Origin of the sequence: Microcoleus sp. Pol17C6, from assembly GCF_036701145.1 — a bacterium.
Classification (GTDB): Bacteria; Cyanobacteriota; Cyanobacteriia; order Cyanobacteriales; family Microcoleaceae; genus Microcoleus.
In genome coordinates this window covers 20,392-30,567 of the sequence record NZ_JAUBQH010000070.1, presented here as the reverse complement: position 1 = coordinate 30,567, position 10,176 = coordinate 20,392, and the positions used below count along the sequence as shown (strand labels likewise).

The following is a 10,176-nucleotide window of genomic DNA, read 5'->3' as shown; positions in this document are numbered from 1 at the left end:
GAAGTTACATTATCCGATATGAGGAATTGGTTTACTCACTGCTGTTATTGTACCTCATCTATCTGAGAAACGCTATAGCAGGTTCCACGCTGACTGTCAATGGCAATACTCGCCTCTAATTGGTAAGCCAACATTTTCACTAATCGCAATCCTAATGTTTCAGTATTTTCTACGTCAAAATCTGCCGGAAATCCGCAACCGTTATCTTGAATAGTTAAATTAAATTGGTTGTAATTGATTTGAGTAAAATTAATAGCTATTTCCCCATCTAAACGTGAAACAAAGGCATATTTTAACGAGTTAGAAACCAGTTCGTTAATAATTAAACCGCACGGAATTGCTGTTTCTATATTTAAAAAAATGGGGTCAACTTTGAGGTTAAACTGGATGGAAGTATTGCCGCAACCAAAAGATTGATACAAATTAGCAACCAAGTTTTCGACGTAGGGCGATAGGGCGATCTGATCGAGATGTTCGGATTGATAAAGTTGCTCGTGAATCAGAGCCATTGAATGGATGCGAGTCTGGCTTTCTTCAAATAAAGTTAGCGTTGCTTCGTCTTCAATATATTGAGCTTGAAGTTGCAGCAGGCTAGAAATTACCTGCATATTATTTTTGACTCGGTGGTGAATTTCTTTGAGCAATACTTCTTTTTCCCGGAGTGCTGCTTGAATGCGGGCTTCGGTAAATTTGCGATCGCTGATATCTTCGCCAATACCCGCGATGCGGTAAATTTTGCCCGATTCGTCGTAAATGGGAAAAGCTCGATCGCACACCCAGCGAATTGTGCCGTCTGGCAGAAAAATCCGATATTCGGTATTGGTAGACTCGCCCTGCAACACTCGCCCCATTGCCTCTTCCAACAAATGTTTATCTTCTGGATGCAGCCACTCCATCATTTTTAAGGGATCAGCATACAATTCTTCGCGACTGCGCCCCCAGATTTGTTCGTAAGCTGGACTCAGATACAATAAATCGGTGAATTCCGCAGAAATTAGCCAGACGGAATCTTGGATATTTTCTGCTAACTGGCGGAAGCGTTCTTCACTTTCGCGAATGGTTTTTTCGGCCTGTTTGCGGGCGGTAATATCTACTGCAATGCCCACAATGCGGTAGATATTACCCGATTGATTTCTAATCGGAAAAGCCCGATCGCGAATCCAGCGAATTTTGCCATCCGGCCTGACAATTCGATATTCTATCTCGTCTTCAAACTCAATTTTTCTAGTTAAATTAGCAATAACACGCTCGCGATCTTCTGGATGGAGGGAATCTGCAAAAAAGCGCCCGTAAGCATACAAATCAGCGCAGCTTCTGCCCCAAATTTTTTCGTAAGCCGGACTGATATAAATAATTTTCTGGGGTAGAACGTTTACCATCCAAAACACGCTTTCAATGTTTTCTGCTAGCTGTCGGAACCTTTCTTCGCCTTCTTTTAGTGCTGCTTCGGTTTCTTTGCGATCGCTAATATCTTCTGTCACTACTACATTGTAAATTGCCCCGCTCAGCGGTTCTTTGATTAGCGATACTGTAATATTTACCCAAACTACAGTGCCGTCTTTGTGCAGCAAGCGTTTTTCCATTTTAAAACTGTCAATTTCCCCGGAAAATAATTTATTGTTTTGTTCTAAATCTGCATCTATATCTTCTGGGTAAGTAACGTCCATCCAAGTTCGCGACAGCAGTTCAGTCGCAGTATATCCCACTATCTCGCAGAATTTTTGATTGACTCGCAAATAGCGGCCTGTTTGGTCAGGGTGGGTAATACCTACTGCTGCTTGTTCGACGGTTGCCCGAAAGCGTTCTTCGCTATCTCTGAGGGTTGCTTCTGCTTTTTTGCGATCGCTAATATCCCGCTGCACGCCAAAATAGCCGACGATTCTGCCGTGGGAATCATAAATGCAAATATAGTCGCCTTCCACCCAAACAGGAACACCGTCAAATTTGCGATTTTCATTTTCGATGTGAATTCTTCCCGTATCAAAAAATTGCTTTATTATCTCTCTACCACCAGTCAAGTTCTGCGAAAATAAAGAGTCAAGGGTGCGGCCAATAAACTGTTCCCTAATACCTCCGTATTGAGCTATCAAAGCATCATTTGCCTTCGTTACCCGCCCGTGAGTAAATACGTAATCCAAAACATTTTCTTTGTCAACTCTATCATCCCATTGCACGGGTTCGTCCAGCATCATAAAGAAAAAACCATCTAAAGATTGAGAGAAAAACAATTCTAGCTGTTCCTGGCTTTCCCGCAGATCTTTTTCGGCGCGCCAGCGAGAGAGAATTTCTTCCTGCAATTGATCGTTTGCTGTTTTCAAGTCTTCAGTGCGCTTTTGATATTTAATTTCTAGCTGATTTTTGATTTCTTCCAGCGCTATTTCTGCCTGTTTTTTTTCGGTAATATCTTGAGTAACGAGCATTCCTGCAAAAATTTCTTTCCGGTCATTTTTGACTGGAGCAACTGTTATTAAATAAACGCGATTTCCGTATTTATATTCAAAAGTATTTTCTTTTCCCGCCAAAGCCGCGCGATATTTAGTCTCAAAAAGTTGCCAATCTTCAGGTGGGGATACTTCCCACAAGGTTTTGCCTTCCAACAGTTCTTTAGACAAACCAACTGCTGCCAAACCTTGACCGTCAACCAGAGTATAGCGCAAATCGCGATCGAACAACAACACCGAGCCATTTGGATAATGTGTGATGAGAATTCGGTACATTTCCTGACTTTTTTCCAGAGATGCGATTAACCGAAGGCGATCGTCATCGGTGATATCAAATTCAGTTACCGAACCCGAAAAGCCAGCATTCTCGACTGCTTTGAGTTGTGCTTCTAATTTCTGGCACAATTCTCTCTGCTGCTGCAAATTCTCTTCGAGTTGCCGAATTTTTGCTGTTTGCTCTGCTACTAATGCTTCGCAGGTTTCCAGAGGTCGATCGATCTTGGTAGGATCAATACACATAAGCGCTCTTTGTTTGGCAGTTGCGGACTTGAGCTTTTTCAAGCCAATACTAACAAAGCTCAAGCCTTCACTGCTAACTTAATTAATCAATCTTTCTTGACTTCTGCCCCAAGCCTTCTACTTTTCCTTTATTTAGGAACTCCCGCCGTCAAGACTTCATGACAATCCGCTGTCACCAAAACATCATCTTCAATTCTCACGCCAATCCCGCGCCATTTTTCAGGAACCTCCGGCTGTCCTTCCACGGGTTTAATATAAGGAGAAATATAAATCCCCGGTTCCACCGTCAGCACTTGTCCTGCCTGCAAAACTTGCGGATTTTCGCCGTACTGATAAACGCCGACATCGTGCACATCCAGTCCCAGCCAATGACCAGTGCGGTGCATATAAAATGGCTTGTATTTCTCTTCTTTAATTATCTCTTCAATGTCGCCAACCAAAAGTTTTAAATCCATTAAACCTTCCACCAAAACGCGCACCGCTGTTTCGTGAATTTTGCTGTAAGGATTTCCAGGATATACTTGACTAATTGCCTGCAATTGTGCTTGCAAAACTAAGTCATAAATTATCTGTTGTTCAGTTGTAAATTTGCCGCTAACAGGAAAGGTGCGAGTAATATCGGCGTTGTAGTACCCGCAAGCACAACCGGCATCTATTAGCAGCAAATCGTTTTCCTGCATTTGCCGGTTGTTTTCGATGTAGTGTAGGACGCAGGCATTGTAACCGGATGCAACAATAGAAGGGTAAGCCGGAGTGCAGCCATTTAAGCCAAAAGTATGTTCTATTTCAGCTTGAATTTCATATTCGTATCTGCCCGGTTTGGCGAATTCTTGGGCGCGGTTGTGCGCTGCAACTGAAATATTAGCCGCTTTTCGCATTAATGCTAATTCAGTTTCGCTTTTCACCAGGCGCATCGGGTGTAAAATGATGTTGGAATCTTCGATTGCTGTGGGGCCTGTGCCGCGTTTTGGGTAGGTTGCCATCAAGCGCTGCCAGTGATTGAGGACTGTTTGGTCGAAACTACGATCGCGCCCGAAGTGATAGTATATGCGATCGGCTTTTTCTAAATATTTCGGCAGTTTTTCCGCAAGTTCGGCGATGGGGAAAGCTTCATCCGCGCCGTACAATTCCTTAGCGCCTTCTACTCCGGCGCGATAACCGTGCCAAGTTTCTTTTTCCAAGTCTTTTGGCTGCACAAACAACACAAATTTGTGTTCTTCGTGGTGCGGCGCGAGCACTGCTACCGCCGCAGCTTCATTGAAACCGGTTAAGTAGAAAAAATCGCTATCTTGTCGGTATGCGTATTCTACATCGTTGTGCATGACGGCTGCGGGCGCGCTGCGAAATATCGCTGTCCCGCTGCCAATTTTTGCCATTAACTGTTCGCGTCTTTGTCGGTATTCGGTGGAGTTTGTCATCCGATTTTAGATTTTAGATTTTAGATTTTAGATTGAGTGTAATATTAACACTCGGCGGTTTAAAGCGCTGTCAAACTTGCACCCGCAAGCCCAGGGTTGAAGATATAGGTGCTCTGTTTTTTTTCTTGGTCTACTTATTTATTCTCTTGTTCTGCGATCGCCAATTGACAAGTATAGTCAACCATGCCAGACAAAGATGAGTTGCGATCGACTAAAGTCCATCTCGGATCGAAATTCGACCAATTTTCGCCATCTTCGCTAACTCTGACAGTTCTAAACTGTCGCTGCTGGCAGTTAACTTCCATTTGCGCCAACAATTTCTCGTTACTAAACTGTTGAGTTCCTAAAATAATTCTGACTGGATAAGAAGGAGCACCGGGAATATCGGATTTACTTAATTCAACGCTGCTGGGGTCGAGGCAAATATCTACAAAACATCTTAATTTTTCAGCGCGGGCGCTCAAAGTATTGAGGGAAAAAAATATCCAAGTGGCTATTAAAAAAAATGACCAATTCTTAGTATGTATGGCAAATGTAGTATTCATCTGCGTTAATTGGCGTTTAGGGGCGGTTTAATATTATTGACAGTTTAATAAAAAAGTAGGGACGTGGCAATAGTGCTGCGTCCCTACTTTTTAAAGACACAGCAAGGCCGTGTCCCTAATTTTTAAACAAGTCTTAAAGCTGAGGAACGTATTGTTCTTTTTCAGGAACAAAAGTGTATTCAGAGACGATTAGACGCAACTCTTCGCCGTCGATGGTTTCTTTTTCGATCAACAAATCGACTAAGCGATCGATCACGGTGCGATTTTCGCGAATAATTCGGCGGGCGTCGTCGTAGCAATGATCGACAATCGATCGAACTTGTCCGTCAATCCGAGAGGCTATTTCTTCGGAATATTCCGATCGCGCTGTGTAGTCGCGGCCGAGGAAAATTTCGCTTTGTTGAGCTTCCAGGGCTATCGGGCCCAAGGTAGACATCCCATAGCGAGTCACCATTTGGCGTGCCATACCGCTGACTTGCTGCAAGTCGTTGCCGGCACCGGTGGTTACTTCGGCATCACCGAAAACTACTTCTTCGGCTGCGCGGCCACCCAAAGCACCGCTAATCCGGGCTAAAATTTGCGATCGAGAAATCAAACCTTGGTCTTCGCTGGGCATGAACCAAGTCAAGCCGCGGGCCTGTCCGCGAGGAACTAAGGTAACTTTTTGAACTGGATCGTGGGCTTGAATGATTGTACCGACGATCGCATGGCCGATTTCGTGGTAAGCAATCAAGCGCTTGCTCTTGCTGTCCACCAAGGGAGTGCCTTCCATACCTGCTACCACGCGATCGACTGCATCGTCAACTTCGAGCATCGTAATCGCTTCTTTGCGGCGGCGGGCGGTTAAAATAGCAGCTTCGTTGAGCAAGTTAGCCAAATCAGCGCCGGTAAAACCAGGAGTGCGGCGGGCGATGGCGTCCAAAGAAATCTCTGCAGACAGCTTCTTGTTGCGCGCGTGAACTTCCAAAATTTCCAAGCGGCCTTTAATATCCGGCGTATCTACGCTAACTTGGCGGTCAAAACGTCCCGGACGCAGCAACGCTGAGTCGAGCACGTCGGGGCGGTTCGTGGCAGCAATGATGATAATGCCAGTATTGCCCTCAAAACCGTCCATTTCGGTCAGCAACTGGTTCAGGGTTTGTTCCCGTTCGTCGTTACCGCCACCGATACCGGCGCCACGCTGGCGGCCCACTGCATCGATTTCATCGATGAAGATGATGCAAGGAGCATTTTCTTTAGCTTTCTTGAACAAGTCGCGGACGCGGGAAGCGCCGACACCGACGAACATTTCCACAAATTCTGAACCGGAGATGCTGAAGAAAGGCACGCCGGCTTCGCCTGCGATGGCTTTTGCCAGCAGGGTTTTACCAGTTCCGGGAGGGCCAACTAGCAGCACGCCTTTGGGAATCTTCGCCCCGACTGCGGTGAAGCGTTCGGGTTTTTTGAGGAATGTCACCACTTCTTGAAGTTCTTCTTTGGCTTCCTCAACGCCTGCTACGTCGTCGAACAATACGCCTGTTTTAGCTTCCATTTGAAAGCGAGCTTTGGATTTGCCAAAGTTCATGGCTTGGCCCGGGCCCCCTGGCACGTTGCCACCGCGGCGGAAGAGGAAAAACAGGCCTCCTACTAACAAGAGGGGAAATACTAGATTGCCTAAAAGTCCCCAGACAGCGCCGTCGTTGCGTAGTGGGTGAGTGTCAAAGCTGATTTTGGAGTCTCTGAGCCTAGAAACCAGTTCCGGGGCATTTGAGGGCAAGTCTACCCGCCACCGCTGCTCGTGATTGTCCAGTTCGGGATCGACTGCTAGGACAATAGCCGTCCGACCTCCGTCGTAAAGGTCAACGCTAGTCACTCGACCGGCGTTTAAGTAATCTAAGAATCGACCGTAGCTCAGGCGGGTGCTGGCGGTGTTCTTGCTCATTTCAGCGGGGGATGGGGCAAAGGCCCCCTGCCACAAGAAAAAGCCGATGACTAAGGCGGGTAAAGTCCAAAGTAGTATAGTTCGCCAAGAAATTTTCATAAATGCGGATGCCTTGAATTGGGGACAGATCGGGTAAGATCGCGGTGTCGGAGAAGTGCGACAAAAGTTTACACTCAGAATCTTAACTAAATTTAACTTAACAATGCACTCTCAGGCAACAGAGCTTTGAGGACTATGGCTCCAGAAAAAGTTAGGTTAGTTACGGTAAGGGCGATCGTCCCGAATATAATGTTTGGTGCTGATTTCGATACCGATCTAGGTAGAGTTAGAAGAATCGTCGCTTTCACCCACTGTCTTTAAGCGTGGCAGTGTCAAGGGATAAGGCATGATAATGGTGAGGCTCAGTGAGGTAACACATTTCAATGACAACTAGACAGCTTGTTCCTAATTCGGCTATGCTGACCCAGCAGACTAAAGTCGCTTCTAACAAATCGATTATTAGTGCTGATTTGGGTCGGACGGCAACTAAAGCTTGCGTGAGTCGCAACCCGAGTAGCGTTGTTTTCATCCCTGCCAACGTGGCTACTATGCCCGTGGAAAAGGTGCGGGGTGGCAGCTTTGAGTCCAAAGCAACAGACCCTCTGTTGGATATGTGGCTGGAGTACCAGGGCAAGGGTTACGCTATAGGCCAACTAGCGGCAGATTTTGGCGCTAATCTCGGTGGCGCTGACCAGTCGAAAGTAGTAGATGCTTTGGTTAAGGTCTTTTCCTGTGCTGGATATTTCCAGATGAAGGGCGAAATAGCAGTTGTGCTGGGTTTGCCGTTTTATTCGCAGGATCAGTTTGAGAAGGAAAAGGAAGAGATTATCAGCCAACTGCGCTCTCCCCACGTTGTGGTGTACCGGGGTGAGCGTGTGGATATTAATATCAGTCACGTTTGGGTGATGCCGGAAGGGTTCGGCAGCCTGATTTGGTGCGAGGCTCAAGATAACAAGGAGTTTACGCCGGAGTTGCCGGAACTGTCGGTGGCTGTGGTTGATATCGGACACCAAACTACCGATTTGTTAATGGTCGATCGTTTCCGGTTCGCCCGGGCAGCTTCTAAGAGCGATTCCTTCGCCATGAACAAGTTCTACGAACAAGTTGCCTCAAAGATTCCGGGAGCAGACCCTCAATCTCTGTCTTTACTGGAAGCGGTGAATAAACCGGAAGGCCAGCGTTTCTACCGTCCGAGAGGAGCGACTAAGCCGACTAATTTAGATCCGATTATTAAGGATTTGCGAGAGGCTTTCGCTAACGAACTGTCCGAACGTTTGGTGCAGTGGCTGCCGGAACGTGTGACGGATGTGGTTCTGACTGGCGGGGGCGGCGAGTTTTTCTGGGAGGTTTTGCAACCTTTGCTTAAAGACGCCAATCTTAAGGCTCACTTGGCTCAGCCTTCCCGGAAAGCTAATGCTTTGGGACAGTTTATTTATGCTGAGGCTCAGCTAGCCACGATTAAGTAACGCATTAAGGCTTGAACCCTATGGCACTGTGGGCAAAAAATAAGGCGAATTTCTCGGTGGCGTTTACGGAAGATGCTGCGGATCAAACTTTGCTGGCCGCTATTGAAAAAGAGTTGGCTTTCACGAAGTATCAGACTTTCAGCAATCTCTGCAAGCAAGCTTTGTGGCAGTTTTTGTCTGTATCTGAGTCTGCTAGCTCTACACAGAGCTTTCAGCGGTTGGAACAGCGTATTGCTGAACTTGTGGTCAAATTTGCTGAGTTTGAGCACAATGTTTCGGCAGAGGAATTAAGCCGTTTGGAGGGACTGGAACATCACCTGACTCAACTCAGCGCGCAGTTGGATCAATTGCAGGGGAGTGTTAACAGTAAGTTTGCTCAAGTTTCTTTTGCCCCAGTTTCAAAAGTAGTAGAGCCTGACCCCATTGAGTCTGAGTCTGTGGCGGATGATAATGTAGTGTCTGACGCTGAGGTTGCTCCTCCTCGGAATTCCGATCCTTTGTTGGAGCGTTTAAGTTCTTTGTTACCCCAAGATTTCTAAAATGAGGTAGACCAAGGCTAAAAAGCCTTGAGATGTAATGTTAGTGGCCCGCTGTTGGCAGCCGGTACTGAACACAGACACAAAGCGATCGCTCTTTTGAAAAAAAAGGGCGATCGCTTTGTTATATCAATTCATCTGCGTTAATCTGTGTTTATCTGCCCTCATCTGCGGTTAAAAAAAGAGAATTTATTAACCGCAGATGACAAAGGATTGACGCTGATTCACGCAGATGAATATCAGAGAGATAGGAATAATTCCGATACTAACAGATTTGATATTATTTGTTAGTTGTCAGTTGACTGTTGACGCTTGTCTGTTTTCTGTGGTTACCAATTACCAATTACCCTTATTCGATTAATCCTAATTTTTGTAAGCGCGAACGAATCGCACTAGGCTGTCGCTGAAATCTCTGAGCTAATTCGTCAATTTGTTGACCACTAGCATATTCTTTCTTCAAATTTTCGTCTTCATCCTGACTCCACTTGACATAAGCTCTGGGATATTTCTGGCGAATTTTCTCATTCTGGGTTTTAGGTCGATAACCATTCTTTTGAGCGACATTCAAACCCGAACCAAACTGTGGGTTAATTTCCCCACTGCGACTAGCTAGCGCCTCTTGCACGCGGTTGGGAATCACAGCAATTTCTTCTGAGAGTTCAGCCAAAGCAGTGTCTACTTTTTGCTGAAGTTCTGTTAGCTGCCGCTGCTGCAAACTGCCCCACTGTGGCAGTTCGTTGATAAACTGCTGCAAGTCCAGAATTATTGTTGTCAAAGTTTCGACTTGTTGCAACTCGGGTCGCTGTTTGAATTGGCGGCTGGTGAGTTCGATCTCGCTTTGAATCATTTTAATAGTTTTTTCTAAAATTATTAGTCGCTGGCGCAGGTTCTCAATTGCTGAAATTAGAGAGTGTACGTTTTCTCCAGGCGCAACATTGAGATTTTCGCGAGATGTTTGAGAAAGAGCTTCGTCTAAAGCATTTACAGCAAGTTGCAATTCCTCGATCGCGCGATCGGTAGTAGCTGCTTGTTGATTTACGCGATCGAACGTGGCCGCCGCACTTGTTTTAACTTGCTTGTGCAGCTTCTGCCGGTTCACAAAATTCAACACCAATGAAATCACTACAGGCACTTGAGCATAAACGCTCTGCCCCCAAACCAAACTAGCAGCCAATCCCACAGCAGAGGCAGCAATAAAAACCACTTCAGCAGTTTCTAACCAATTGCTCGACTTGGGATTTTGGATTTTGGTGGGTGAATTGGATGATGACATAGGCTAATACCATTTTAG

General features: G+C 45.9%; 7 protein-coding genes. 2 read left to right on the top strand and 5 right to left on the bottom strand.

Translation table 11 applies throughout. The annotated features are described in order from the left end of the window. Positions 1 to 44: 44 nt before the first annotated feature. The 4 genes from QUA25_RS24880 to ftsH2 all read right to left on the bottom strand — a co-directional run bounded on the left by QUA25_RS24880 (position 45) and on the right by ftsH2 (position 6,943). Positions 45 to 2,960 carry a PAS domain S-box protein gene (locus tag QUA25_RS24880; protein ID WP_333041976.1) on the bottom strand — a complete coding sequence of 972 codons (2,916 nt, stop codon included), beginning with the start codon at positions 2,958 to 2,960 and terminating at the stop codon, positions 45 to 47. Between the two features lie 128 nt (positions 2,961 to 3,088). Next, positions 3,089 to 4,378 (bottom strand): aminopeptidase P N-terminal domain-containing protein, encoded by a 1,290-nt coding sequence (locus QUA25_RS24875; RefSeq protein WP_333041974.1) that lies wholly within the window; start codon positions 4,376 to 4,378, stop codon positions 3,089 to 3,091. A gap of 134 nt (positions 4,379 to 4,512) precedes the next feature. After that, entirely contained in the window at positions 4,513 to 4,923 is a 411-nt protein-coding gene (locus QUA25_RS24870) for a hypothetical protein (protein WP_333041972.1), read from the bottom strand. A 133-nt stretch (positions 4,924 to 5,056) separates the two neighbouring features. Continuing rightward, positions 5,057 to 6,943 carry an ATP-dependent zinc metalloprotease FtsH2 gene (gene ftsH2 / locus QUA25_RS24865; RefSeq protein WP_006633417.1) on the bottom strand — a complete coding sequence of 629 codons (1,887 nt, stop codon included), beginning with the start codon at positions 6,941 to 6,943 and terminating at the stop codon, positions 5,057 to 5,059. A 323-nt stretch (positions 6,944 to 7,266) separates the two neighbouring features. Here ftsH2 and QUA25_RS24860 point away from each other — a divergent pair, with 323 nt between their 5' ends. Both QUA25_RS24860 and QUA25_RS24855 read left to right on the top strand, forming a co-directional pair. After that, entirely contained in the window at positions 7,267 to 8,349 is a 1,083-nt protein-coding gene (locus QUA25_RS24860; protein WP_333041971.1) for a ParM/StbA family protein, read from the top strand. 20 nt (positions 8,350 to 8,369) lie between these two features. Continuing rightward, entirely contained in the window at positions 8,370 to 8,888 is a 519-nt protein-coding gene (locus tag QUA25_RS24855) for a hypothetical protein (RefSeq protein ID WP_333041970.1), read from the top strand. A 346-nt stretch (positions 8,889 to 9,234) separates the two neighbouring features. Here QUA25_RS24855 and QUA25_RS24850 read toward each other — a convergent pair whose 3' ends face one another. Continuing rightward, a complete protein-coding gene (locus QUA25_RS24850) occupies positions 9,235 to 10,158 on the bottom strand; it encodes a hypothetical protein (protein WP_333041968.1) in 924 nt (307 codons plus the stop codon). Between the last annotated feature and the right edge of the window lie 18 nt (positions 10,159 to 10,176).

What these genes read in the sequence shown, in the direction of transcription:
- QUA25_RS24880 (WP_333041976.1), bottom strand. Translation starts at nt 2,960, where the DNA reads ATGTGTATTGATCCTACCAAGATCGATCGACCTCTGGAAACCTGCGAA.
- QUA25_RS24875 (WP_333041974.1), bottom strand. Translation starts at nt 4,378, where the DNA reads ATGACAAACTCCACCGAATACCGACAAAGACGCGAACAGTTAATGGCA.
- QUA25_RS24870 (WP_333041972.1), bottom strand. Translation starts at nt 4,923, where the DNA reads ATGAATACTACATTTGCCATACATACTAAGAATTGGTCATTTTTTTTA.
- ftsH2 (WP_006633417.1), bottom strand. Translation starts at nt 6,943, where the DNA reads ATGAAAATTTCTTGGCGAACTATACTACTTTGGACTTTACCCGCCTTA.
- QUA25_RS24860 (WP_333041971.1), top strand. Translation starts at nt 7,267, where the DNA reads ATGACAACTAGACAGCTTGTTCCTAATTCGGCTATGCTGACCCAGCAG.
- QUA25_RS24855 (WP_333041970.1), top strand. Translation starts at nt 8,370, where the DNA reads ATGGCACTGTGGGCAAAAAATAAGGCGAATTTCTCGGTGGCGTTTACG.
- QUA25_RS24850 (WP_333041968.1), bottom strand. Translation starts at nt 10,158, where the DNA reads ATGTCATCATCCAATTCACCCACCAAAATCCAAAATCCCAAGTCGAGC.